12 protein-coding genes are annotated in these 25,511 nt (G+C 60.0%); 5 read left to right on the forward strand and 7 right to left on the reverse strand.

Annotated features, from left to right (window positions below):
- The first annotated feature begins 64 nt into the window (after positions 1–64).
- The 3 genes from SH664x_RS16030 to sucD all read left to right on the forward strand — a co-directional run bounded on the left by SH664x_RS16030 (position 65) and on the right by sucD (position 3,335).
- Positions 65–1,486 carry a cytochrome P450 gene (locus tag SH664x_RS16030; protein WP_437202587.1) on the forward strand — a complete coding sequence of 474 codons (1,422 nt, stop codon included), beginning with the start codon at positions 65–67 and terminating at the stop codon, positions 1,484–1,486.
- A gap of 201 nt (positions 1,487–1,687) precedes the next feature.
- Positions 1,688–2,149 carry a RidA family protein gene (locus tag SH664x_RS16035; protein ID WP_437202589.1) on the forward strand — a complete coding sequence of 154 codons (462 nt, stop codon included), beginning with the start codon at positions 1,688–1,690 and terminating at the stop codon, positions 2,147–2,149.
- Positions 2,150–2,429: 280 nt separating this feature from the next.
- Positions 2,430–3,335 carry a succinate--CoA ligase subunit alpha gene (sucD, locus tag SH664x_RS16040; RefSeq protein ID WP_437202590.1) on the forward strand — a complete coding sequence of 302 codons (906 nt, stop codon included), beginning with the start codon at positions 2,430–2,432 and terminating at the stop codon, positions 3,333–3,335.
- Between the two features lie 142 nt (positions 3,336–3,477).
- Here sucD and SH664x_RS16045 read toward each other — a convergent pair whose 3' ends face one another.
- The 5 genes from SH664x_RS16045 to SH664x_RS16065 all read right to left on the reverse strand — a co-directional run bounded on the left by SH664x_RS16045 (position 3,478) and on the right by SH664x_RS16065 (position 10,159).
- Positions 3,478–4,788, reverse strand: a complete 1,311-nt coding sequence (locus tag SH664x_RS16045; RefSeq protein ID WP_437202592.1) for an alkaline phosphatase family protein — start codon at positions 4,786–4,788, stop codon at positions 3,478–3,480.
- Positions 4,789–4,822: 34 nt separating this feature from the next.
- Positions 4,823–5,482: a tRNA (guanosine(46)-N7)-methyltransferase TrmB gene (gene trmB, locus SH664x_RS16050; protein WP_437202593.1), complete on the reverse strand. Its 660-nt coding sequence runs from the start codon at positions 5,480–5,482 to the stop codon at positions 4,823–4,825.
- 207 nt (positions 5,483–5,689) lie between these two features.
- Positions 5,690–7,264 (reverse strand): GDSL-type esterase/lipase family protein, encoded by a 1,575-nt coding sequence (locus tag SH664x_RS16055; RefSeq protein WP_437202595.1) that lies wholly within the window; start codon positions 7,262–7,264, stop codon positions 5,690–5,692.
- A gap of 160 nt (positions 7,265–7,424) precedes the next feature.
- Positions 7,425–8,591 (reverse strand): lactonase family protein, encoded by a 1,167-nt coding sequence (locus tag SH664x_RS16060; RefSeq protein ID WP_437202597.1) that lies wholly within the window; start codon positions 8,589–8,591, stop codon positions 7,425–7,427.
- A gap of 224 nt (positions 8,592–8,815) precedes the next feature.
- Positions 8,816–10,159, reverse strand: a complete 1,344-nt coding sequence (locus tag SH664x_RS16065; protein ID WP_437202599.1) for a Gfo/Idh/MocA family oxidoreductase — start codon at positions 10,157–10,159, stop codon at positions 8,816–8,818.
- Between the two features lie 210 nt (positions 10,160–10,369).
- Between SH664x_RS16065 and SH664x_RS16070 the strand changes: the two genes are divergently transcribed.
- Positions 10,370–11,371 carry a D-2-hydroxyacid dehydrogenase gene (locus SH664x_RS16070; protein WP_437202601.1) on the forward strand — a complete coding sequence of 334 codons (1,002 nt, stop codon included), beginning with the start codon at positions 10,370–10,372 and terminating at the stop codon, positions 11,369–11,371.
- A 172-nt stretch (positions 11,372–11,543) separates the two neighbouring features.
- Here SH664x_RS16070 and SH664x_RS16075 read toward each other — a convergent pair whose 3' ends face one another.
- A complete protein-coding gene (locus SH664x_RS16075; protein WP_437202603.1) occupies positions 11,544–13,946 on the reverse strand; it encodes a cytochrome c biogenesis protein CcdA in 2,403 nt (800 codons plus the stop codon).
- Positions 13,947–14,026: 80 nt separating this feature from the next.
- Complete coding sequence (locus SH664x_RS16080; RefSeq protein WP_437202605.1) at positions 14,027–15,571, reverse strand: thiamine phosphate synthase; 1,545 nt, start codon at positions 15,569–15,571, stop codon at positions 14,027–14,029.
- 711 nt (positions 15,572–16,282) lie between these two features.
- Between SH664x_RS16080 and SH664x_RS16085 the strand changes: the two genes are divergently transcribed.
- Positions 16,283–25,471 carry a beta strand repeat-containing protein gene (locus SH664x_RS16085; protein ID WP_437202606.1) on the forward strand — a complete coding sequence of 3,063 codons (9,189 nt, stop codon included), beginning with the start codon at positions 16,283–16,285 and terminating at the stop codon, positions 25,469–25,471.
- Positions 25,472–25,511 lie beyond the last annotated feature (40 nt).

The raw sequence follows: 25,511 nt of genomic DNA on the forward strand, positions 1-25,511 counted from the left end.
TCATCACGGAAATTGAATATCAGGCCCTCCCGGGAGGCCCCTTGCCAGTCAGGCTTCCAGAATCATGCTGACACTTCATTCCCAGTCCGATGCTCTGTTGCCCGTCACCCACGGTCGGATTGCCGACTTCGCGGACGACCCGGTCTCCTGCATGCGGCAACTGTGGCAGACACATGGCGATGTGGCTGCGCTGGAGGAAGAAGGACAACGGCTGCACTTCGTGTTCGGCCCGCAGTACGTCAAACAGGTGCTCAGCGACTCGGCCCGCTTTTATTCGCAGTTCTTCGCCATTCGCGGCCCGCGCAAGTCGGCCCAGCGGCGAGTCACCTGCGGACTGTTGAGCATGAATGCCGACGAGCACAAGCAGCATCGCCGCATTGTGGCGGGGCCCTTCCAGAAGAAAGCGATCGGAGCCTATCACGACACCGTCGTGCAGGTCGCCCGTGAAGCGACCGCGGACTGGGCGGCCGGACAGACCCGCGATCTGGCCGCCGACATGACTCATTACATGCTGCGACTGACCAGCAGCATCCTGTTCGGCATCGATCTGCCGGAACTCGCCTACAAAGTCGGGGAACTGACCGAACGCTGGGTCGCCCTGAACCACCGTGTCGGCCCCGCCGCGTTTTCTTCCGATCCGGCGTTGGCTGCCCTGTACGATGAACTGCTCGACGCTGCGGCCGAACTGGAACTTGCTGTCAAGGAAATGATCGACGTCCGGCGCAGCGGCAAACTGGGGATGGATGTTCTCTCGCTCCTGATCCGCGCCCACGAGAGTGAAGCCGGTGTCACCGATGAACAGCTGATCGGTCACATCGTCCTGCTGTTCGGAGCGGCCCATCTCACCTCGGCCCATACGCTGACCTGGACATTGTTCCTACTCGCGCAGCATCCGGAAATCATGCAGCAGGTCTATGCCGAACTGAACGAAACACTGCAGGGGGCTCCCCCGACTCCGGAAAGCATCGAGCAGATGCCCTATCTGGAAAAGGTGCTCAAGGAGAGCATGCGGGTGATGCCGGCCTCCTGTTACTCGCAGCGGATCACCTCGGAATCCGTCCAGTTGGGACCGTTTCAGCTGAACCGCGGCGCAGCCATTATCTTCAGCCAGTTCATCACGCATCAGCGTCCGGACCTGTATCCCGATCCACTGTCATTCCGCCCGGAACGCTGGGATTCGATTTCCCCCTCCCCTTATGCGTATCTCCCGTTCGGAGCCGGTCCGCGGATGTGCGTCGGCTCAGCGCTCGGAATGATGCAGCTGAAGATTTCGCTCCCCATGCTGCTCAGCCGGTTCAAAATGACTGTCGTGCCTCACGCGGAGGTGAATGGAGGCATCCTGTCGACCATGCTGTTCCCCACATCGCCCGTCCCCGTGCTGCTCACCCCTCATGATGGCCACTTCGCCGCTTCACCAGTCGGCGGAACCGTGCATCGGCTGATCAATCTGCCTCGGGAAGCGGATGTTCGCCGGCGGGCCGCCTGAATTTTGCCTCGACGGGTTGAACGGGGCCGCATCATCGTCATGATGAGCCTCTGACCGCCGGGCTCCCCGTTCTCACGGATGTGCCGGCCCCCGTTGCCGTGCATACTCAGGCGTTCGCTGCCACGCAGAAACATCGCCTGATCCATTGTTTGCCGGGATCGGGTCCCCTTCAGCCCTGCCCTCCAGCTGGAAGAGAGATCCATGAGTGCGGAATCACGTCTTCAAGAACTGGGAATTGAACTTCCCCCTGCCCCGAAGCCGGTGGCGGTGTACAAGCCGATCGTGATCGTCGGCAATCTGGCTTATGTTTCCGGCCACGGCCCGCTCCGCACGGATCGTACGCTGGTCACCGGCCGCGTCGGTGAGACGATCAGCGAAGAGGACGCGAAAGAAGCAGCCCGCATCACCGGGCTCGGCATTCTCGCCACCCTGCGGAACGCACTTGGCAGCCTCGATCGGGTCGTCCGGACCGTCAAACTGCTGGGAATGGTGGCAGCGACTCCCGATTTCCAGAATCACCCCGCAGTGATCAATGGCTGCAGTGAGCTGCTGCGGGATGTCTTCGGTGACGAGGGCGTCGGCGCCCGGAGCGCGGTCGGCATGGGGTCTCTGCCGGGGAATATTCCGGTCGAAATCGAAGGGATCTTCGAGATTCGCCCCTGAGGGTTTCGCGGGTCACCTTCCGCAGTGCGACGACGCTGAGAATTCGGTCCCACGTTCGGGAAACCGCACGCACCAGCCAGTCCACGCTGCCGCTGCGCAGGCACTCTCCGCCCCGCTGAAATGCTGAGAAGCGCACGATTCCTGGCCGGCCGGTCAAAAATCAAAACTGCGGGATTGACGGGCTTCCGTGGCTGGGACCGGTTCCATACACTCCGGATTGAGTTCGGCCCTGAAGTGCGCAGGCCGAGATCGTTCTCCCAAAACTGGATAGTGCGGATCGATGGCGATTCTTGTCGACAAATCCACCCGGATCATTACGCAGGGCATCACCGGTAAAGCGGGGTTGTTCCATTCTCAGAAGTGCCGTGAATATGCAGCCGAAGTGCGGCCCGGCGAAGAAGTGCTGATCGGCGGCGTGACTCCCGGTAAAGGGGGAGAAGTTGTCGACGGATTTCAGGTGTTCGACTCCGTCGCGGAAGCGGTGACCAAAGGGGGAGCCAATACCTCGCTGATTTTCGTTCCGCCGCCGTTCTGCGGCGATGCCATCATGGAAGCGGCCGACGCCGGCATCCGTCTGATTGTGGCGATCACCGAGGGAATTCCTGTTCTCGATATGGTGAAGGTCAAGCGGTTTCTGGAAGGTTACCCGCAAAGTCGGCTCATCGGCCCGAACTGCCCCGGAATCATTACTCCCGGCGTCGCCAAAATCGGCATTATGCCCGGTTACATCCACCAGCCGGGAACCGTCGGCCTCATCAGCAAGAGCGGCACGCTGACCTACGAAGCGGCCTGGCAGCTGGGAAATCAGAAGCTCGGCCAGTCGACCGCCGTCGGCATCGGGGGTGACCCGATCATCGGCACTACTTACATCGATCTGCTTGAGATGTTCCAGAACGACCCCGGAACGGAGTCGATTCTGATGATCGGTGAAATCGGCGGAGACGCGGAAATTCAGGCTGCCGAATACATCAAGAAGCATGTGACCAAACCGGTGGCCGCTTTCATCGCCGGCCAGACCGCCCCTCCGGGCAAGCGGATGGGACACGCGGGCGCCATCATTTCCGGCGGCAGCGGGACGGCTGAAGAGAAGATCGCCGCACTCGAAGCAGCCGGTGTGACCGTGGCACGCAGCCCGGCCGACATGGGAACCGCTGTGAAGCAGGCGATCGAAAAGCGGAAGAAATAGTCTTCTGTCGATCACGACGAGTCAAAAAAAGACTGCCCTCCGCAATGGTGGGCAGTCTTTTTTCTTTTTTGTTTTCCGCCGGGCCCACCGCTCATTGGGCCACGTGCCGCGAGGGCCATCGCTCGGCTCACGCCCCCCCGGATTACCGTGCTCCGAACTTCTTCAGAATCAGCGGTGTGACATCCGTGTCTTTGACTGACGTCTGATCGAGCGGCGTCGACGAGACCAGCACTCCCCAGCGGCTGGCATCTTTCGCCGGGTAACCATGAGAGCCCTTAACCCGCGTGGCATCGAGCGGAATCTTGCGGCTCGGCATCTCGATAAACATTTCCACCGGGTCGTAGCCCGGCTTGCGGTGAATGTCCACGGTCTGTGCGTACTCCGGCGCTTTGGCATCGTCGAGCCACCAGTAATACGCAAACCAGGCGTTGGGCCGGGAGATGAGCACGATTTCCCCCGAACGGGGATGATTCAGGTGATAACGGCTCCGCTCCTCTCCCACGAGGACCTCTTCGATCAGCGGGTCCGCCCGGAACAAGGCCGCCACGGCCTCTACATCGGCCGCATCGCGGACGAAGACGTGGGCGATCTGATGATCGACCAGTCCCCAGGCGCGGCTCTCGCCGACCACCAGCTGCTCGCGACCGTTCTCTTCCTGCAGTGTCAGGAAGCCCCCCTCGCGCAGACGACGATTGGGATACGTCACCGCATCGACGGGAGTGATGACATACTCACTCGCGATCAGCCATTCCACCTCTCCCAGCCCCGCCGCGGCATAGCCGTCGATCAGTCGCCCGAGTGACCGATCGAGGACATCCACCGCCTCCAGCGCCTGTGGACTGTCGGGGCCCTCTTTCTGGGCGGCGTAGTCGAGATGCGGAATGTAGATGTAGCTGAATTTCGGCTGGAACTTCTTCGCCGCCACGACTGCCGAATCGATGATCCAGTCCGACGATTTGATGTTTGCGAGCGGTCCCCAGAAGTGCATCAGGGGAAAATGCCCGAGCGTGTCGCGGAACTCTCCGTAGAGCTCGGTCGGCTTGGTGTAACACCACAGCGACTCCGAACCATCCGGATTGTGAATCGGTGCCGGTGTGCAGATGTAGTCCGCTCCGGCCCCCTTGGAGTGGAGCGGGAACCAGACCGCTGACGTAATACCGGAATCGTGCTGATGCAGCAGATCCCAGACCTGCGGAGCCTCGAAGCAACTGTTCCAGGCGGTCCACATCTCGACTTCGCCCTTGTCGCGATAGTAGAAGCCGTTCGCGATGATCCCGTGCTGCTCCGGGCCGACTCCAGTCGTGAGGTTCGCCTGCACCGGGCAGGTCAGTGCGGGAAATGACGGCTGCAGGCTGGCGACACTTCCCCTGGCGGCCAGACTCTGCAGGTTGGGCATACGTTCCAGATCCTGAGGACGCAGGCCGGGAATGGAGACGAGGACAACAGCAGGCATGGAGGCATTCCTCAAAAGATCAGCGGCCGGGGATTCAGGACTGGATTTCTGCAGTCAGCGGGCGACGTTGCCAACGGCCCCGATAGATCGGTAAACCGAGTTTGCGTTTCTTGCGTTCGTAGCTGGTCTGGTAGTCCATGTCATCGCTGGGGGCCCGTTCGACGAGCGGCGGACCTTTCTCAAACAACGCATGGTGATCCATCAGTCCCGAGATGACTCCGAAATATTCTTCGACATCCGTCCACGAGTGCAGCCAGCCCCCCGGCTTGATCAGCCCGGCACAGAGATCGACAAACGTGTCGTTGAAGACCCGGCGGCGGCGGTGCTTCCGCTTCCACCACGGATCGGGAAAGTAGACATGGATCGCATCCACGGAATGTGGAGCGATCATTTTCGTGAAGGCGACAAAGACATCACCACCGAGCACGCGGGCGTTGTCGAACTGCTTCTTCTGCAGCCGGCGCGCTCCACGTCGTCCCTCTTTGTAATCCAGCTCGATTCCCAGAAAGTTGCGTTCAGGGTGGGCTTCCGCGGCATGATAAAGAAACAATCCCCGACCGCAGCCGACGTCGATTTCGACGGGACGATCACTGCCGAAAAACTTCGGCCAGTCCAATTTGCCTTCGTATTCCTGAACGATGTCGTCCAGAACGAGAAAGTACGGTTTGAGATCAGTTGGAGGCGAAGCACGCATGGGAATCATGAACACGCAATCAGGTCAGCTGCAAAGCCCCGCCGCGCGGACGCTCTGCATTTCGTTTCAGTCGGTCAGGACTGATTTTAGAGCGTCCCGCTGCCCCACGTAACCATCCGGCACCGCCAACCGGCCCGAATTTCGGCGAGAGTGCCGTTCCTGCGTCAGTCACCGCGGAAATCAGAAATCCTGCGGACGGCAACGGGGTCAATTCGACGGTCCGGAGCGAGTTTCGATCGCCGCCGTTCCACTCCCCGGCGCCGCTTGCAGTCCGGGAGGAACAATTTCCGTCAGCACGCGCGACGGGAACCGGCTCTCGACCGGAGGACCATCGGCGTTCCCTTTTGTCCATTCTTTCAGCAGCTGCAGCTTTCGCTGTCCCTCATGAAAATAGACACGGTCGAGGGACTGGAAATGCTGGCGGAAAGCGGCCTGGCTGCGGGCGTACCAGTCCGGTGTCGGTTGAACCCAGCCCGCCTCGGCCATTTTTTGCAGCAGCTGAACCGCAATCAACTGGTGCCCTTCGAACGAGGGATGCACGTGATCGACGAGCCAGTAACCCCCGAGAATTCCGTGGTCGGTCTGGGATTCCAGCAGCTCATGAGCATCGAGATAGGGAATCTCTTCGCTGATCACCACCCGCAGCAGGGCCTCCTCCAGCGGAGTCGTCATCCGCAACGGACAGACGTCCAGATCGCGGGCGCGAAGGTACGCAGCACGGGCCTGCGGGTAGTCGTGCAAAGCTTCCAGACAATGTCCGAATTCGTACCACAGCAGCGGATCGCGCGGCCGCAATTGAAGTGCCGTCCGCAACAGTTCCGCAGCGGCAGACAGGTCGTTCTGATAAACGCTGCGGGCCTGCTCCAGGAGTTCATCTCCGCGAACGGCGTCGGCTGCCGAGATGCTGGCATCAGGCTCTGTTTTGAAGGGAGGACAGGCACTCAGGTTGGACATCGGTCGCATCAGCACGAGCGGGACAGCGGCCTGTCGGGCGAGTTCCACCATCCGTTGCAGGTTCACCTCGTAATGCAGCGCTACTGCCCGTGACCACTCGTCATCCCGGTGAAAGGCCGCCAGTCCGTTGCGGTAGTCGAGCATCGGATCGGTATCGGTGGTCAAGGTCACCCGGCAACGCTGCCAGCCCAGCTGCGCTACAGCCTCGCACAGGACATGGGTTGTCCGGAAACTCGTCAGCCACCGTACCGAACGGGCCGCCCACTCGGGAACCTGCTGCAGATGACCGTAGGTCCGGTCTTCCAGAAACTCATTATGGCCGACGCAGACGATGAACAGGTCGGGCTCGTACTGCAGACATTCCCGCAGGATGGGGACGAGCCGATAACTCGCGTAAGAAATTCCACCGCAATTCACGACCTCGAATGGTCGATCCGGCTCCGCCACCTGCAGTGCCAGCTTTAGCCACATGGGGTAGGCGGTCTCAGGGGAATACGGATTTCCCTGAGTCGTCGACTCTCCGAGACAAAAGACGCGAAACGTCCCGGCCGGTTTCACAGCGGCAAACTGGTCCGGCTCAAAGAATCGCAACCGCCCCGGCGAAATTTGGTAGGCCTCCCCCGTCGGGTTCAGCTCGAACAGCGGCTGTACGCTGGAAAAACCGACGAAAGGATCGATCGTCGGATCGGGGGCTCCGAGTCCCAGCAGCGTCAGTCCCCCTTCAACAATCGCCAGCACCAGCAACGGCAGCGCAGCCGCTCCAATCCGGAACGCCCACAGACGTTTACCGGAGAAGCGGCGCACGGAACGTTGACTGTCACTCGGCATTATTGTCGTCCATCCGGATGCCCTCGACAGGCCCGCGGACGGAGAATCAGCCCGCATTCGGGCATTTTGTTTTTTTGATCTACCCGTTCTTGCCACGCGGTACTGAGCATTTCAGCACACGAAGCGCTTGCTGCAAGGGCACTGAGAAGAGCAACCTGCTCTAGCGAGTCATCGGGAGAAACTTCACACAGCATCCCGCCGGAATCTGGATTTTGTCCCCCACGGGGGTCAGTGCACCGGTCTCCTGATCAATCCGGTTGACCACCAGATTGTCGCTGTCCATGTTGGCCACCAGCAGCCACTTCCCCGTCGGATCAATATTGAAGTTCCGCGGGGTTTTACCGCCACTGGGGTAATGCCCGACAGGCTTCACGGTCCCGTCCGGCTGAATTGCAAAAGCGGCGAGACTGTCATGCCCCCGGTTCGAGACATAGACGAATTTTCCCGAGGGGTGCACCACCACTTCGGCGGTATACGACTTCTGGTGGAAGTCGGCGGGCAACGTCGAGGCGTGCATCAGTGGGGTCAGTATCCCTTTCTCCCCATTCCATGCGTAAGCAATGATGGTGTTGTCCTGCTCGCCGTTGACGTAAGCAAACTTGCCATTGGGGTGGAAGCACAAGTGCCGCGGACCAGCCCCGCTGTGCGTCTTTACCGCCGGCGGATCGTTGGGAGTCATCTTGCCGGACTCAGGATCGAGCCGATAGACAAACACGCTGTCGAGCCCCAGATCGGCCACCAGCACGAACCGGTTGTCCGGTGACATGTTCGCCGAATGTCCATGCGCCTTGGCGTCCGGTTTGTCCGCCGAGGCATGCTTGATGAACGTGGAGATCGGCTTCAGAGAACCATCGTCATTCAGCGGCAGACAGGCACTGCTGCCGTCACCGTAGTTGGCAATGACGACACTCCGACCGGTCCGATCCACACACAGATGGCAGGTTCCCGTCCCCTTGGCCACCTGCGTGTTCAGCAGTTTCAGGGCACCGGTTTCCGGATTGATTTCATAGGCTGCAACGCCGCGCGGTTGCGGCTTCTGCGATTCATTTTCATCGACTCTGGACAGTTCGCAGACCGAGTACAGCAGCGGTCGGGTGGGATGAAACGCCAGGAATGAGGGATTCTCGATCTCGGCCACCAAACGGGGAGCGGACAGCTGGCCGGTCTGGCTGTCGAACTCCATTGCGTAGATTCCTTTGGAATCTCGATTGGTGTAGGTCCCGACATAGACCCGGGTATCAGGTGCGGCCCCCCAGCCCACACGGGATTCGCCTTGAACCGTAACCAGTGCCAGCATCACCAGCATTCCGTAGCGGAACAATGTCATTCGCGGTCCTCCCTCCAACAGCGGCATTCGTGAACAGTCACCAGCATAACAGATTGGCAGTCGCTTCCCGGCTGCAGACGCCCGACGTATCCAGACTTCTGCAGAACGAAGACCGGGAGATTTCAGAACCGGTCCCCGCCAGAAAAGTCACAATGCTCAAAAAAAGGGGCATGGCCTCCTCAACAGGCGCCATGCCCCTCCCTGACTTGTCAGCCCGTGCGTGATCAGCCTTTTGCTTGCGGCTTGAGCACTTGCGTCACACCGGGAACTGCGATCGGGTAACGCCCTTCGGCGTCCGGCTTCGTCGGGGTGGGTGCATCCCAGCCAAATTCAGTCGGCATCAGGTCCACGCCTCTTGCCAAGGCATCGGCCATGGTGATTTCCTTGCCGGAATAGGTCGCCATCCGACCGAGAATCGAGGACATGGTGCTCATCGCCCCATATTCCGCTTCGTTGTAAATGCGGCCGGCCCGCAGTGCCGCCTGGAAGTCATCGTGCTCCACCTGGAACGGATCTTTGGCTTCCCCGTCGTAACGCCGCGTCGCCCCACCCTTCACGGTGATGTTGCAGCTCTTGGCATTGGCAGAGGTGTTGGCCGAACCCTTGGTGCCGACAAACGCTTCGCTGACCGAAGCCCAGCAGTTCGGAATGTGACGGCACTCGCTGAACAGCGTGGTGCCATCTTCATAGGTGAACTGCACGGCATGGTGATCGAAGATCTCGCCGTATCTCGGATCGACGCGCACTTGGCGTCCCCCCATGCCGATCGCCTTCACCGGGTAAGCCTGCTTGACCCAGTTCGCGACGTCAATGTTGTGAATGTGCTGCTCGACGATGTGATCGCCGCAGAGCCAGTTGTAGTAGTACCAGTTCCGCATCTGGTACTCCATTTCCGACTTGCACTGTTCGCGGGTGGCGCGCGGCTCCCATACTCCGTTCGCGTTCCAGTAGACCCGCATCGCACAGATATCGCCAATCTCGCCGTCGTGAATCCGCTTGATGGTGTCGAGATAACAGCCCTGATGACGACGCTGCAGGCCGACACCGACCATCAGGTTCTTCTCTTTCGCGACCCGTGCGGCATCGAGCACACGCTGGACCCCGGCTGCATCGACCGCGACCGGCTTTTCGATGAAGCAATGTTTCCCCTTGGAGACCGCATATTCGAAGTGGATCGGGCGGAACCCGGGAGGCGTCGCCAGAATCACCAGATCCACGTCGCTGTCAATCACCTTCTGATAGGCATCGAAGCCCACGAACTTGTGATCTTCATTCACGTCGACAACGGCATCTTCCGCCTTCGCGACCCGCTTCTCGATTTGCTTCAGCCCCTTCTCAAGCTGATCGGGGAAAACGTCGCCGACAGCCACGAGCCGTGTTTTCCCCACGGTGGACAATGCCTGCCCGGCAGCCCCGGAACCACGCCCGCCGCAACCGACCAGACCGATCCGGATTTCATCACTTCCCCCGGAAAACGCACCATGAGAGATGGAATTGAGCATTCCGGCCCCCACCGCCGCAGCGATGGATGACGTTTTCAGAAAATCGCGGCGGGTCGCATCAGACATCGAATAACCCTCAAACTAGGAGATGGGCAGGAATTGACAGGTGAGTTCTCTTGTTTTACCGAACACATCAACGGTTGTCATCCTATCCGTGTCGTCGTGGCAATCTCCGTCACGGAATGGGGCTGCAGGTCATGGCATGTCGTGCCGGCGCGAAGATAGACTGCCTGCGTCCCGTTCCCAGGACTTCCCCCGCCCAGAAAGCTCTCGACGATGAAACTTGTGATTTCTCCGGCCATCGATGCGGAACGACTGGCGCATGTCATGACCGCGTCTGGCCCGATGCGGGTTGTCAACTGCGAGACCTTCGAGGACACACTGCGGGAAATCCCCGACGCTGATGCCTTCTTCGGCAAGCTGACCCCGCCCCTGCTCGCTGCCGCACAACGCCTGCGCTGGGTGCAGACCCCGACCGTCAGCCTCGAACACTACATGTTCCCGGAACTGGTCGAGCATCCCTGCCAGCTGACCAATATGCGGGGTCTGTTCTCGGATGTCATTGCCGACCATGTCATGGGACTGGTCCTCACCGTGGCCCGGAACCTGCATCGGTACTGGAGGCTGCAGCAGCAGGCGCGCTGGGAACCAGTCGGGATCGATCCGGCCCAACCGACGCTGATGTCGTCGGTCGGTCTGGTCTCGGCCATCGACTTGAATCATCGGCATCTTCCGGACTGCACACTCGGAGTGGTGGGAGTCGGCGAGATCGGCTCGGAAATCTGCCGCCGGGCTGCGGCATTCGGAATGCGGATTTTGGGTGTTGACCCGCAGCGCAGATCGGTCCCCGGAATCGTGGAGGAGGTCTGGCCGGTCGAGCGGCTCAATGAATTGCTGGCAGAGAGTGATTTTGTGGTGATCGCTGCACCGCATACGCCTGAGACCGTCGGACTCTTCCGCCTGCCCCAGTTTGAGCAGATGAAGCGCGAGGGCTGGCTGATCAATATCGGCCGCGGGGCGATTGTCTCGCTGCCAGATCTGGTCACAGCGCTGCAGCGTCAGCTCATCGCCGGAGCAGCACTCGATGTGTTCGAAATCGAGCCGTTACCGGCCGATCATCCCCTCTGGAAAATGGAAAACGTGCTGATCACGCCCCACGTGGCAGCCGCTTCCCCTCGTATTGCCGAGCGGCATCTCGCCACACTGCTGGAAAACATTCGCCGCTTCGTGAAAAAAGAACCGTTCCTCACTCCGGCCGACAAACGGAAGTGGTACTGACCCGGGGAGAGGAACTCTTCTCAGCCAGCGTCTCGCGTCGCGGCAATCGATTCCGTGAATGCTCCATCCACCAGAGCACATTCGGTTTCGACATGCCCGTTCTCGCCACGCGGAATCAGCATCTTAACACACGAGATGCCGGCTATGCGGGCACGGGAATGAGCAACACGCTTCAGCGATTCAGGGTCTTCTCGGGAGACTGAGCGACCTGTGGAGGCAGGTCACCGACTGCATCACGCAGGATCTGCAGCAGTTGCCGTTTGGTATAGAGACCTCGCAGGGGAATGGCCTTGCTGTCTTTCCCTGGCGGAATGATCACGGTCAGCGGGACGCTGTCCTGATCGAACTGATTGAGTCGACGGCGAATCTCGTCGCTCTCCTGCGTGTAGTCCGCCAGGATCGGCGTGACCCCCAGCTCTTTCACGAAGTTGATCGTCTCTTCACGGTTCAACGCCACCCGTTCATTCACCTTGCAGTTGACGCACCAGTCGGCGGTGAAGTCGATCAGCATCGGTCGACCTTCTTTGCGAAGAGAGGTGACGAGTCGTTCCGAGTAGTCCGTCCAGGGCATCCGGCCGGGAGCATCTTCCGGTTCCATCATCCGCAGTCCGAACCAGAACACCGGGGCTGCCGTCAGCAGCGACATCAGGTAGACCCGATAGCGCTGCCAGGTGGGCTCGGCCGGGTTCGTCAGATTCGCGGACATCCAGACCAGCAGCGCCAAAGCCAGCAGCAGCACCAGCACCGGGACCTGCAGCGACTTATCCATGCCGAACAACAGGAAGATGGTGGTTCCCATCATCACGAACCCGGTGAACTGCTTGAACCGCACCATCCACATGCCCGGCTTCGGCAGCCAGTTCACCAGTGAGGGGAACAATCCCGTCAGCAGATAGGGGGTCGCCATCCCGATTCCCATCATCCCGAAGACGAGAAACACAACCGAAGCCGATTGCGACAACGTCCAGGCGAAGAAGGGGGAGACCAGTGGACCGATACACGGGGTTCCCAGAATGGTCGCAATGATCCCGGTATTGAACGCGCCGAAGTACCCTTCATGCTGGTCGTGGGCGGAGGGGAGAATGCCGGGGACGGGGAGCTCGAAAACCCCGAACAGACTCAGGCCCATCGTGAAGACGACACAGGCCATGATTGTCATGAAGACGGAACTCTGAAACGCGGAGGACAGAGATTTCCCCAGTCCCCACGACATCACCGCCAGCGCAAAGAAGACCGCCATCACTCCCATTGTGTAGGCCAGATTCAGGCCGATGACACGGGCTCGGCTTTCCCCGGCCTGCTGCACCAGACTGAGGATCTTGATCGCCAGGACCGGCAGTACGCAGGGGAGCAGATTCATGATCAGCCCCGCTAGAAATGCGGTTCCGAGTGTCCCCAGCAAGGTCTGGGAAGTGCCTCCCTGCACGAACGGGATCTCGATAAATTCCTCATCGACCCCGCCCCCCTTCCCGGTCGGCGCGATCGGAGCAATGACCGAAGTCGCTCCCTGCAGATGCTCGGGCGCCTGCCCTTCTCCGAGTGAGAACTCCACCCGGTTGGGGGGAAGGCATTTTCCTTCTCGGCAGATCTGATAAGCGATCTTGCCCGTCAGCCCGTAAGCTCCCGGTGCCGTCACGACGTACTGCTGCTTCCAGGTCACCCGGTTATCGTGGGCGTAGGACCGAACTGTCTCATTCCCAATCCGGGTGGTGTGGATGGAGGGAGCCGGATCGGAGACGAACTCGTTGACCGTCGACAGGTTGCGGGTGGTGATTTCGATCCTCGTAGGAGTTTCCAGCTGGGCCTCGTCAATTTTCTTCAGCCCATAGGTATTCCACCCGTCGGCCAGCGTCATGGTGATCGCCAGAGTGACGGACTGACCGACCTGCGCATCTTTGGGTGTTAACTCAAACTGGAGTCGAACGGGATCGGACTGGGCATTCTGACCCGCCTTGCGGGAGGGAACAATTTCATACCCGAAAGCCTTATCAGACGCCGCTGACGCACTCGCCACAGCCTTGGGGGGAGCGGTAGCGGCGGCATTTGTCGGCAACGGTGAGACCGGCTTGTCGGCGAACGTCGTTTTGAAAGCAACGCTGTGCGGCTTGCATTGGCTTTGGTCGCAGATCAGGAAGCGGGCCACACCGCTGAGTGCGGCCGTCTTGGGATCAGTCCCGGGGGGAGCCTGAAACAGGCGGGTGAAATAGACCGTGCCGGTGAACTTCTCCAAATCCTGCTGAAAGGTGTCGTCGAACGAGCGTTTCGGAGGGTGGTCGGGGACAAATCCCTCCCCCAGCGGCTTCCAGCCCGCCGCTTCCGCCACGCTGATGTCCGTCGGCCGGGAAAACTCTTTGCTCTGCGAATAGGTATTGGCGCCGGGAGGGACGACCAGTTTCACCTGGACTGCGTACTGGTCCGGCTGCCCCGTGGGGACGAGAGAGGCGGTCAGTTCGGGAGCCGTCGCAGTGGGCAGCAGCGAGTTCTTATTCAGAAAGAGGCCGCTGCCGGTCCCCTGCGCGAACGCAGGAACAACGACCGAAAACACAGACAGCACAACGGCAAGTGCCAATCGCATGTGACTTGATCCCTATTTCAGCAACTCTAAGGGGAGTTCTGGTGACATCCCTGTCCGCAGATTCTACCCGGTTCAGGAATTCAGGGCGATAGCGTCTCTGGTTCCTCATCCATTTGGATTTCGACATTCTGGCGGGCCAAAAGCGAGGCCATTTCCTGTGCAATCCCGCGCGGGTGAGAAGCACCACAGATCACACTGCTGACGGCCACCCGGGAAGCTCCCGCGCGCTGCAGCTCCGGAAGATTCTCAAGGTCAATTCCACCAATTGCAAACCACGGGAGACTCACCTGCCCGGCGAGACTCCGGACGTACTGCAGGCCCGCGAATTCCGTAAACTCTTTCGTCTTAGATGGATAGACCGGACCGACCCCCAAATAGTCAGCTCCGTCAAAGACCGCCTGTCGAGCCTGCTCCGGATGGTGGGTTGAAACTCCGATCAGACAACGACTTCCGACAATCTTGCGCGCCATCTGGACTGGCATGTCGTCCTGTCCCAGATGGACGCCATCCGCCCCCACCGCCGCCGCGAGATCGGGACGATCGTTCATGATCAGCAACGTTCCACTTGCCTGCGTCCATTCCCGCACCTTGTGCCCCCAGTCGATCAGCTGGCGGTCGGTCATCCCCTTTTCTCGCAGCTGCACGACGTCGACACCCGCCGTAATCGTATTACGGATCACAGTTTCCGCTCCATAACGACACTGGGAATCGGTCACCAGCAGATAAAGTCGGGCGTTCTGCAGGCGGCGGCGACTGTTCAAGGTCGTCTCGATCGCCTGCTCCAGCGTGTAAAAACGGTAGCGACAGCCCGAAATCCGCTGACTCAGCTCGCTGTCGATCAGCTTGCTGTACTCTTCCAGGCTCCGCAGCGATTCCTCCACCCGCTTGAGATTCGCCCGGACGACGTCGGTTAAACTCCCCCGGAAGCGCTCGGAGGCCAACGAGCCTTGAGTCCCCACATCGTGAGGCGTGTCACGATAAGCAACCCATTGGCTTTGAACGAGATGCGTCAATACGTGCGTCAGTTGATGCCGAATCTCCTTCAGCTCGGAGGAGAGGAAATGGTCGTTCAACTGAAAGCGGACGCAATCTTCAATGACGCGCAGTCCTTCACGGCAGCGGTTGGCCGCCGCATCAAGGATCCTGGCCAGGGCCGACTCTTCCAGTTCCCCAACTTCTGCGGAACGAATCTGAATCTCAACTCCTGCTGGCTGCTCGATTTCCGGTTCGCGGGTCTCGACAACAGAAAGGAGGCCCGAGAGGGAAATCCCCTTTGTTTCCAGGAACTCCGCCAGCGGCGGGTCACCGTCAATGGCCGCCAACAGCAGGTGTTCGGTTCCGGTCAGATGTTCCGTCGACGCTTGAATCGCGAACTGGTCGGCCCGCCGAATCAGCCCGGTTTTCCATTCCCGGAAGCTGAGCTGATCTGCTGAGGAGGCCGGAGGCTGCGGGACAGTCCCCGAGGTGGTGGAGGCTCCCTGAAGAATCTCGGCAGCCCGTCCCTCCGCCTCGGTGAGGACCGCCAACAGCAGAAAAGAAAAGCGGACATCGGGACGCTGCTCGACCCTCTGCCCGACCTCGAGCAAAACACGTTCAGCGGCAGAGGAGAGGTTTTGATCAGACATGGTAAATGTATGGTAGACGGCTGCAGACTCCGCTGCTAAGTTGGCTGGACGAACTTTGCGGGAGGGAAATTCATTCGGACAAAAAATTTCCTATTTTTCCCAAACTGATCCGGGACACTGCCGTATTTGCGGTGTTTTCAGAAGGGAAAACCGCTCCATTCGGCAACTTCAGGGGCCTGTGGAGTGAGTCAACGAGGGTAAATTCGCGGTATTCACCTTGTCACGGGTGACTCCTGCAAGAGAGTATTGTGGGTCTCCCGGAGTGTTGTCCGGTTTGCCACGGCGACTTGCAAGCAGTCCGGGCGGAATGCGGGCATCAGACCGGTTGCTGCCGGCAGACTTCGGGGATTTTGCAGAATGCTTCGAATTCGAACGAGGTGATGGATCAAGCGGCCTTCCAGGGCTGTCGGGCGAATTGTCCATTGCACATTCGACTTCGCAGAAAGGTGCTTTCAGGACTGCTGAAAGCGTGAAGGGGGACAGGGGAAACGGCATTGATTCAGAAGCGACCCGGCGAAGGTCGCGTCACGGACAACTGCCGGTGCCAACTGGTTCCGTTCATGCCGGACTCAGCAGCAGTCAGCACCTGTTGAGAGACATCAATTTTATCATCGCGCTATTTCGGACACGGATATGCTTCTTGCTCACTGGCTTCAGCAACTTTTTCCCCGTTTCCGTTTCCCAGGTGCTGAAGGCCGACGCCGCTACTCCATGCGACGCAAACGCATCCAGTCGATGCTGAGCCACGTCGGCATCGTCCAGTCGGCAGAGCAGCTTGAAGACAGAACCCTGCTGTCGACATTCTACGTCAACAGCAGCTTTGCGAATCTCAACGTTGGCCAGGATCCGGATGGGGCTGGCCCCGCCCAGAAACTGGGACAGGACTCATTCGCCTCGATTCAGGCAGCCATTGATGCTGCCAGCCACGGCGACACGATTCTGATCAGCAACGGCACCTACTCCGAGTCGTTGACGATCTCGAAGAACCTGAACCTCTACGGGAACGGCGCCGCCGGCGTCTTGCTGACACCGTCGACAGGCGCCGGAATCACCATCACCGGCCAGGCTTCGATGGTGAACATCGCGAACCTGACGGTCGATACCGCGACCGCTGATGCCATCCGGATCGCTGTCGGTTCCGGAGCCAACACCACGGTCTCCCTGACCAACATCGACGCCCGCAATTCCGGAGGGGACGGCCTGAACATCTCGGCTTCGGCATCCGGCCGACTGGGATTGAGCCTTAGCAACGTCCTCTTCGACTCCGCTGCCGGCGATGCGATCGATATCTCCTCAACCGGAGGTGCACGCGTCAACGTGACCGGGAGCGGTCTGAGCGGCGGATTCGCCGGTGCCGATGGTCTGCATCTGTACGCCGACGGTGGAACGTTGACCTTCGACGTCGACAACGTCGGCTCCTTCGCCAACGCCGGAGATGACGGAATTGATGCCGTCATCAAGAACAGTTCTTCCGCCAGCTTCTCGCTGCGCCTGAGTGCCGCCACCGGCAAATTCGCCGACTTCACCGGTGCTACCGACAATGGAGCCGTGCTGAGCTTCAGCAATTACAAGGGCTACAGTAGCACGCTGACCACGTTTGATTTCAACAACGTCGACTTCAGCCGCTCGGGCCGGGCGGGCTTTGTGATCACCTCCAGCGGAGTTTCTCCCGGAGCGGAGAGCACCTTCAACGGTGTCGTGACCAATGGCCGCATCAATCAGGCGGGTGGCCATGCGTTCCAGGCGACACTCTCCGGGAACAATCCGAAGAGCGCGATCCGCTTTGTCGACACGACATTCACCAATGCCGCGGGCGACGCGGTCAATATCGTCACCAGCAATGCCACTCTGTTTGACGTCGACATTATCGACTGCAACCTGACCGGGTCCGCCGGGCAGAACGTCAGCATCAAGCAGGACCAGGGCTCCAAGGTCGACATCTTCATCGACCCGACTCAGCTGGATAAGGGCTTCCGCTTTTCCGGCGAGAACGGCACGCACCTCACTGCCGAAGTGCTCGACACTCCGCTGTCGCGTGGCGATCTGAAATCGAATTACGGCGTCTTCGGCGTGCTGACGACCGGCGCCACTATGGACCTCATTGTCCGCAACAGCTACACCGACCAGGCAATCTACGACGGGATCAATGTCACCGCTTCCGGCGGTTCGCGCTTCAACGCCACGTTCATCAACAGTGCCATCACCAATTCCGGGCGATACGGCATGTTCCTGAACCTCGACAACTCCAACGCCACGGTCAGCTTCGTCAATTCCAAGATCACGAACTCCGTGCTGGGTCACAACGTTTACGTCGTCGCCAAGAACGCCTCGGTAGCGCAGCTGACCTTCGACAGCGCCAGCAGCGACCTGACCGGTGCGGCAGTAAATGCCCTGCACCTCGAAGCACACGGGGCCAACTCTTCCGTGACTGTCGGTCTCGGAGCCAACGCCAACCTGAGCAACGCAGGACGTGACGGGATATCGCTGGTCGCGACGGCAGGTGGCCGTACCACGGTCAATGCAGCCAACGGCCTGACTATCAACAACGCAGGCCGCTTCGGAATCTACGAAGAACTGACGGGCGGCAGCGCAACCGTTACCGCCAGCAACGTCATCATTTCGTCGGCCAGCAACGGCGTCTTCCTGAAAGGCTCCGCCAGTGCCCAGGCTGCCGTCACACTGACCAACGTGACCTCGATTACCAGCACCACAGCCAACTCTGTGAGTGTCAACATCGACAACTCCAATGCCCTTGTCGGCTTGTCCGGCAAGAGCGGCACGCCCATGGCGCTCAACGCGACGAAGTCGAGCGGCGTCGACGTCAAAGCGACCTCCAATTCCTCGCTGACGCTGGGGATCGATAATTTCGTCATCGCCAACGCCTGGGCGAACGGGATCCGCTTCAACCTCGACAACTCCCGCATCATCAGTTCGACGATCAGCAACGGAGCCATTCGCAACAGCGGTCAGAGCGGCTCGCTCGCTGCCGGCATCCTGATTCACGCTGTCAACAACGCCGTTGTGGGAACACCGGGTCTCAACGACATCGGCCTGACACTGACGAACGTCACGCTCGAAAATTCTGTCGGCTCGAACGTGCAGGACCACGGGCTGCAGGTCACCGCCGACAGCGGCGCCAAAGTCCGGGCGAAGATGACAGGGGGCGCTATTCTCCGGAATGCCAACCACGGTCTGATCGCCTCAGCCAATCCCGACAATTCCAACAACGATGCCGCGCAGATTTCGCTGGACCTCAATGGTGTGAACATCACCAGCAACAAGGGTGATGGTGTCAACCTGACAGCCCTCCGCGGCAACAACGTTGTCAACCAGCCCCTGACCTCGGGAATCACCTTCAGCTACGCCAACGGGACAATCTCGCAGAATGGAAACGGTGTCATTAACGACGGCTTCGGCGACGGCATCGACGCCACCGCCAACGGAAATGGCCTCACCGCTGCCAACACCACCGTCGCGCTGGTACTCGTCAACGCCAACATCACCAACAATGAAGAGCAACAGATCCGGGCGACCGCGCTGAACGGCGGACTGGTCAGCCAGTCCTTCACCGGCGGAAGTGTGATCAGCCCGGGGACAGCCGGAATCCTGATCTCGGCAGATGGACCGATCTCTTCGGCCGAAGCGAGCTACAACAACGTTAAGATCAATGGCCTGGCTGGCGGCGCCGGCATCATTCTGAGTGCCACGAACGGCGGCTTTGCCAGCGGCACGTTCCAGAATCTGACCGGGGCGAATGCCATCTCCGGCTTCGGTGCCCAAGGCCTGCTGTTCCAGGCCCTCACCGGCGGAACGGTCCGGGGAACACTGAATAATGTGCAGTTCCTGAACAACATGTCGAACTCCGCGCTGGTCGTGGAGCCGATCACCGGCCAGCCGGTTCAGGCGGCAATTCAGGGAGTCGTCACCGGCGTCGGTTCCAGTGCCAAGGTCGACTTCACCAATGTTCTCGTCCAGAACAATAACTCCTCACCGGCAAAAGCCAGCCAGCTGGGAGCGTTTGATGTCAACGTCATTGGGGGGGGCAAGTTTGAATCGGTCATCAAAGGCCTGACACTCACCAATAATGCGGTTGTCGCAGGACAAGGAGCCTTCGACGTCCGAGTGGCGGGTGCGAACTCAGTTGTCAACCTGGATATCGACAAACTCTATGCGAATAGCAGCAGCGGGCGGGGCGTGCATATCGCAGGCTCCGACAACGCCGTGTTGAACATCACCCGGTTCGACAACGTCTATGCCCAGGATGCCAACGAAATCGGCTTCAATCTCGTCCTGGGCGCCGGGGCTCGACTGGGAGCACCATTGAACATGGTGAATAACTCCTTCATCGGCGCGAAGACCGGCGATGGCATCAACATCGACATCACCGATGCGACAACCGATGTCACGCTTAACATGAACACGGTGCTGGCGAACAACGCCAAAGGCATCGGGATTGATATCAACATCGCCGGCTCCGGAAACCGCAACCTCGACCTGAAGACCATCTACGGAACAGGCGCCCAGACCGGCAACGGCCTCGACCTGACGATCTCCGGACTGATCAGTGGCAATACAGCCAACGTGGCAATCGGTGGAACCTCCTCATTCCTCGGTGCCAATCAGACCGGGGTGAACATCACCCTGGCAGGTGCTGTCGGCTCGACCGGCGTCGTCGCGATCTCCAACACTACCGCCAGTAACGCCGCCAACGGAGCCGGAGTAAACCTCGGCTTCTCCGGTGGCATCGATATGACGAGTGTCATTCTCGTCGGCGTGACCGCCAACAACGCGAAGACCCACGGCCTGAACATCAGCAAGAGCGGAGCGAACACCACCAAACTCCGGCTGGTCAGTGTCTCCAACAGCAGCTTCTCCGGTGCCCAGACGGGTCACGGCGTCGCCATCACGATGGACGCCCAGAACGTGCTGACGAACCTGACCCTGCGGGATGTGACCGCGAACAACGCCCATCTTAAGGGGGTCGCCATCAGCGCCGCCGGTTTGACCGGTGCCGGTGGCAACACCATCGCCCTCTGGCACGTGGTAGCCAACAATGCTCTCGATGACGGTGTCGAAGTGGACGCCAGCGGGATCGGCGCCTCCAGCCGGCTCGATGTGATCCTGTACAACTCCGCCAATGGCAATTCCAGCTTCAATTCCGCTGGAAAGGATGCCATCGACCTGCGAATCGACGGTGTCGCCGGATCGACCGCCCGCGTAATCGCCAACGGTATCTCCGCGACGAACGCCGCACAGCGGGCGTTCAACGTCACGATGACCGGTTCAATTTCCACGGCAGTGACCAACCTCAACAGCATCACTGCCAACAATGCAGGGTATGCGGGTCTCGTGCTGAATGCCGCGGGCGGGGCCATTCTGACGGAAGTCAATTCCTCCAATGCGAACTTCTCCTCCGCCGGAGCCGCACTGCAGAACGCGAATGCCCGGGCTGTCTACATCAACGTCGATTCCCAGACGGTACCGATCAACGTCACCTTCGCAGGGCTCAACGTCAGCAACTCCTACGCCGACGCCCTGAGCATTCTGCTCGACGGGGTCCGCAAGGCCAGCAACATCACCCTGTCGAACGTCAACGGTCAGAACTCCCAGACCGGACGGGGACTGAATGTGCAGGCGACCGGGATGAACGTCAGCAGCGACAAGGCTGTCGTGACCGTCACGAACTCCAACTTCAGCGGCGCAGCGCTCGACGCGGCTGCCATCCGCTTCGGCGGAACCGCTGTGGCGACAGGGGCTGTGAACCTGAGCGGCCTGACTCTGAACAATGCCGGCAATGACGGTCTCGATCTGTCGATGGACGGCGGCCTGAATGTATGGGTGCTCGGCTTCAGCGGCATTACCGCCCAGTCCAACAAGCAGAACGGCCTGAAGTTCTCCGTGACGGGGGGGGCCAACCTGACCAACCTCACTGCGAGCAACATGAACCTGTCAAACAACGGAATTTCCGGAGACGGGTTTGACGGCATCGATGTCCGCGTCAGCGGGGCCAGCTCGCGAGCCACGTTCAATCTCAGCAATCTGACCATCAACAACAGCGGTGGGCGGGCCATTGACCTGGATGTCTATAGCGACGGGGCACTCACCTTCAATCTGACCATAGCCACGATCGACCGCAGCGTCTTCCAGGGAATCGACGTGAACGTCGGTTCGTTCGACGAAGTCGGCACTTCCCCAACTCTCATGGGAAGTGGATCGTTCACCGGCAACTTCAAAGACGTCACCCTGACCAACAATGGTCAAGCCGCCACCATCACATCGGACGGCTTCAACATGCACGTCACCGGTGTCGGCAGCTTCGTCAACCTGACGCTCGATGACGTCATCTCGAACTTCAACTCTGAAGACGGCTTCGACATCGACATTCTGAACGGCACCGCCAACGTCTCCGTCCTGAATGGCTCCGTCGGCTCAAACAACGGCAAGGTCGGCGTTTCCTCGGCAGGTCTCGGTTTCGATTTCTTTGTGAGCGGACTGACCACCGTCGCCTCGCTGTCCATGGGTGGAACCAGCACCAACCTGTTCAATAACAATCTGGGTGGTCCCGGTCTGCGGGTCTCTGTCCTGAATCAGGCCATGATGACCCAGCTGGGAGTCAATGCCAGTGCCAGCGGCAACGCCGGCGATGGAATTCAGATCCTTGCCAACGATGCCAGCGGTGTCGTCATCAACAACTTCCTGCTGACCAGCAGCAGCGTGGTCGTGAACGGAAACCAGGGGAATGGGCTGCAGGTCGACCTCGACTCCGTGATCGGCATCACCTCGTTCAACCTCAGCGGGATGACGGTCTCCAACAACGTCGGCGACCAGATCAACATCCGCTTTGCGAACATGTCGGCGCTCACCTCGGTGAACTTCAACAATGTCACCGTGACCGGGCCCGGAATCGGCTCCGGACTGGGAGATGGCCTGGAGTTCACGCTCGACAACACCACGATCACCGATTCACTCGGCCTGTCCTCGATCACCGCCTCACAGAACGGCGGCCACGGGTTGTACCTGAAGCTGCTGAACGGGGCCGTGATCCCCAGCAGCCAGATCGATCTGGGCAAGTTCGACAACAATGGTGGACATGGGGTGAACCTCACGCTCAGCGGTGCCACCGCAGCCATCAGCATCGTGAATTCGCAGGCCCAGTTCGGCTATGTGTCGTCGATGTCGGGGAACCGGGAATACGGCATCAACATCGATCTCGAGAACGGTTCACGGCTGACCGGCGACATCACCCGCCAGCTGATCAACAACAATGGCGGCGGTATTCGCGTCAACTCCTCCGGCAATTCGAAGTACAACGTGAATGCCGCAGGAACCGCTGCCAGCGGAAACGGAATCACGTTCAACACCATCACGAACAATCAGGGGTTCGGGTTCCGCGGAATCTTCCTCGGCGGCGTCTTCGATCTGGCTCTCGGCAGCCAGACGATTGTCGGCCAGGGAAACACCATCAGCGGAAACCGGGATGCCGGCATTGGCATCGACATGATCCAGGATGCCGTGGGACGCATTGGCCTGTTCGACAACGTCATCACCAGCACAGGGCTCGGTACGGCGACTGGCTTTGCGGGTGAAGCGATCAAAGTGCGGATGCTGGGCACCAACAACGTCACCCCCGCTTCCAACCTGCTCGATTATCACTTCGGCGCAGCGGTCGGTGACGGCATCTACAATGTCACTCCGGGCCTGTGGATTGCCCGCAACAAGATCGGTGTCACTTCGGCGAACGCGGCGGCTGGCAACGCGGGTTCAGGCATCGGCTTCGATGTGCAGGAGCGGTCGGTCATCGACGGTCTGCATATCCTGAACAACACGATCGCCCACTCCCGGAACGATGCCGGCATCGCCGGCGAGGGGGACGGCATCCGCTTCACCCGTCGCGACGAAGTGCTGGTCAACGACTTCTTCATCGATGAAAACGTGATCGAGTTCAACACCGATGACGGCATCGAAATCGTGGCACAGAACACGAGTGCCAGCGGCACCGTCCCCATGATCATGACCATGATCATCGGGATGGACGGCCAGCGGAACGGTACCACGGTCGTCGGCACCGACACCGTGAGCAAGTCTTCCATCGCCAACTGGCTCAACGCTCTGGACGGAAACATCATCCGCAACAACGGCGATGACGGCATCGCCCTGCAGGTCAACGCCGATGCCGGTCTCGTCGTCAACATGACCGAGAACCGCATTCAGTCCAACGGCGGCGACGGTGTGCAGCTGACGGAAATCACCCAGTCGGGCGGCGATCTGCGTCGGATCAGCGGCTACTGGACCCAGAACATCATGGCCAATAACTCCGGCTTCGGAGTGAACAGCCGTGCGTTGTTGAACAACGGCTTCAATTCCCCGACATCGCTCCATGTGACCGATGGCTTTATCGGTGCGGTGCTGGACCAGTTCGGCAACGTGCAGATCAACGGCAACGGCCTGAGCGGCGCGCTGGTGATGGGCTACGGCAACTCGACCTGGGATAACGTTGACGTGCTCATGAACGGCCGGCTGGCCGCTTCCGCAATCGACGGCCACGGCTTCGATATTGAAGGCGTCGCCAGTTACGTCGCGATCCGGAACTCCACCATCCGCCAGAACGCTCACGACGGCATTGAAATTCAGGCGGGCGGTGATGGGACACACGGCCTGACGACCAACGGATTTACCTTGCGGGTCGACCTGGCAGATAACCGCGTGGTCCAGAATACGGGACGCGGCCTGGATATCCTGAACACGATGAGCTCCTCGCTGACGGTGAATGTCACCGGATCCATTGACCCGCGGAATGGAACCATCAGCCCGCCCAGTCAGTACAGTTCGAACGGTGAAGAGGGGATTTATGTCGTCCAGTCCTCTGACGGCAAACAGGGGCAGTCAGAGCTCAGTTCGGTGCTGCTGCTGAGCGGCGGGGCAGTGAATCGCATTCCTCACCTGATTCTCAATATCGATCAGACCGATGTTTCCAACAACGGCAATACCGTTCTGGCCCAGACCCCGGACAATCTCGGCAGCTCGGGGGTCGTGGTGCGTGTCGGCACAAGCGGCGGAAACTATGACCTCCAGGGATCCGGACTGACATCCCAGGCGGGCGGCTTCGCCTCAGACGTCTCCGTCGGCATTGTGATGGCCTTCACCTCCAACCGGCTGCACGGAAACTTCGGGGATGACGTCTTCTTCCATAGCTTTGTTTCCACCGGCAACGCGGCAGGAATTGGCGGATCCTGGAGCGGAACGGAGTACAACCCCTCGAACACTGGTCGTGGCGACCCGCTCGCCCGACTGGACCTCACATGGGGTGTGAAGGGTCAGGTCAACGAGTTCGACACCCTGCGGTTGTGGAACAACGTCAGCGGACAATTCGGTACGAACACCGGTGACGACCTCCAGCCGGGGGCGTTCTATGACAATGCCGACAGCACCTACAAATCGCGGACTCGTCAGACCGGAGCCGATGCCCCGAACGGCGGACCGTTCCAGAATGACAACCGTCGGCGCAACGCCACCCGACTGGCACTGCGAAACTATGCCGACTACATGACCTCCGCGCCCTCGTTGAATTACAACACTCTGGGCCCCACGGCCACCCCCAATCCGAATTCCTCACCGAATCCGTTCCTGTTCCAGGGGATGGGCGAAAGCACGTTCCGCGTGCAGGCCAGCAACGGCAACAATTACAACCTGGTTGGCCTGGAATCGGCCGGTGTCCCAGTGGCTCCCGGGACGCCGTTCAACGGCTTCGAGTCCTTCTATCTGGATGACGATCCGCGGAGCGGGGGAGATTTCCTCATCGACAACCTTGGTGACTTGTGGGGAGTCGGAATCGTGGCCCCCAGCAATGGCTTCGGCGAAACGCCGTGGGGCTGGAACGGCGGTTACAACTGGCCCTTGTAACCTCACCCTGCACGAGACACGAGCGCAGTGGAGTAACTCC

It is taken from the genome of Planctomicrobium aquicomposti (assembly GCF_051466325.1).
Lineage (GTDB): Bacteria > Planctomycetota > Planctomycetia > Planctomycetales > Planctomycetaceae > Planctomicrobium.

Excerpts from the sequence above, each read along its gene's own strand:
- SH664x_RS16030 (WP_437202587.1), top strand. The coding sequence starts at position 65 with ATGCTGACACTTCATTCCCAGTCCGATGCTCTGTTGCCCGTCACCCAC.
- SH664x_RS16035 (WP_437202589.1), top strand. The coding sequence starts at position 1,688 with ATGAGTGCGGAATCACGTCTTCAAGAACTGGGAATTGAACTTCCCCCT.
- sucD (WP_437202590.1), top strand. The coding sequence starts at position 2,430 with ATGGCGATTCTTGTCGACAAATCCACCCGGATCATTACGCAGGGCATC.
- SH664x_RS16045 (WP_437202592.1), bottom strand. The coding sequence starts at position 4,788 with ATGCCTGCTGTTGTCCTCGTCTCCATTCCCGGCCTGCGTCCTCAGGAT.
- trmB (WP_437202593.1), bottom strand. The coding sequence starts at position 5,482 with ATGCGTGCTTCGCCTCCAACTGATCTCAAACCGTACTTTCTCGTTCTG.
- SH664x_RS16055 (WP_437202595.1), bottom strand. The coding sequence starts at position 7,264 with ATGCCGAGTGACAGTCAACGTTCCGTGCGCCGCTTCTCCGGTAAACGT.
- SH664x_RS16060 (WP_437202597.1), bottom strand. The coding sequence starts at position 8,591 with ATGACATTGTTCCGCTACGGAATGCTGGTGATGCTGGCACTGGTTACG.
- SH664x_RS16065 (WP_437202599.1), bottom strand. The coding sequence starts at position 10,159 with ATGTCTGATGCGACCCGCCGCGATTTTCTGAAAACGTCATCCATCGCT.
- SH664x_RS16070 (WP_437202601.1), top strand. The coding sequence starts at position 10,370 with ATGAAACTTGTGATTTCTCCGGCCATCGATGCGGAACGACTGGCGCAT.
- SH664x_RS16075 (WP_437202603.1), bottom strand. The coding sequence starts at position 13,946 with ATGCGATTGGCACTTGCCGTTGTGCTGTCTGTGTTTTCGGTCGTTGTT.
- SH664x_RS16080 (WP_437202605.1), bottom strand. The coding sequence starts at position 15,571 with ATGTCTGATCAAAACCTCTCCTCTGCCGCTGAACGTGTTTTGCTCGAG.
- SH664x_RS16085 (WP_437202606.1), top strand. The coding sequence starts at position 16,283 with ATGCGACGCAAACGCATCCAGTCGATGCTGAGCCACGTCGGCATCGTC.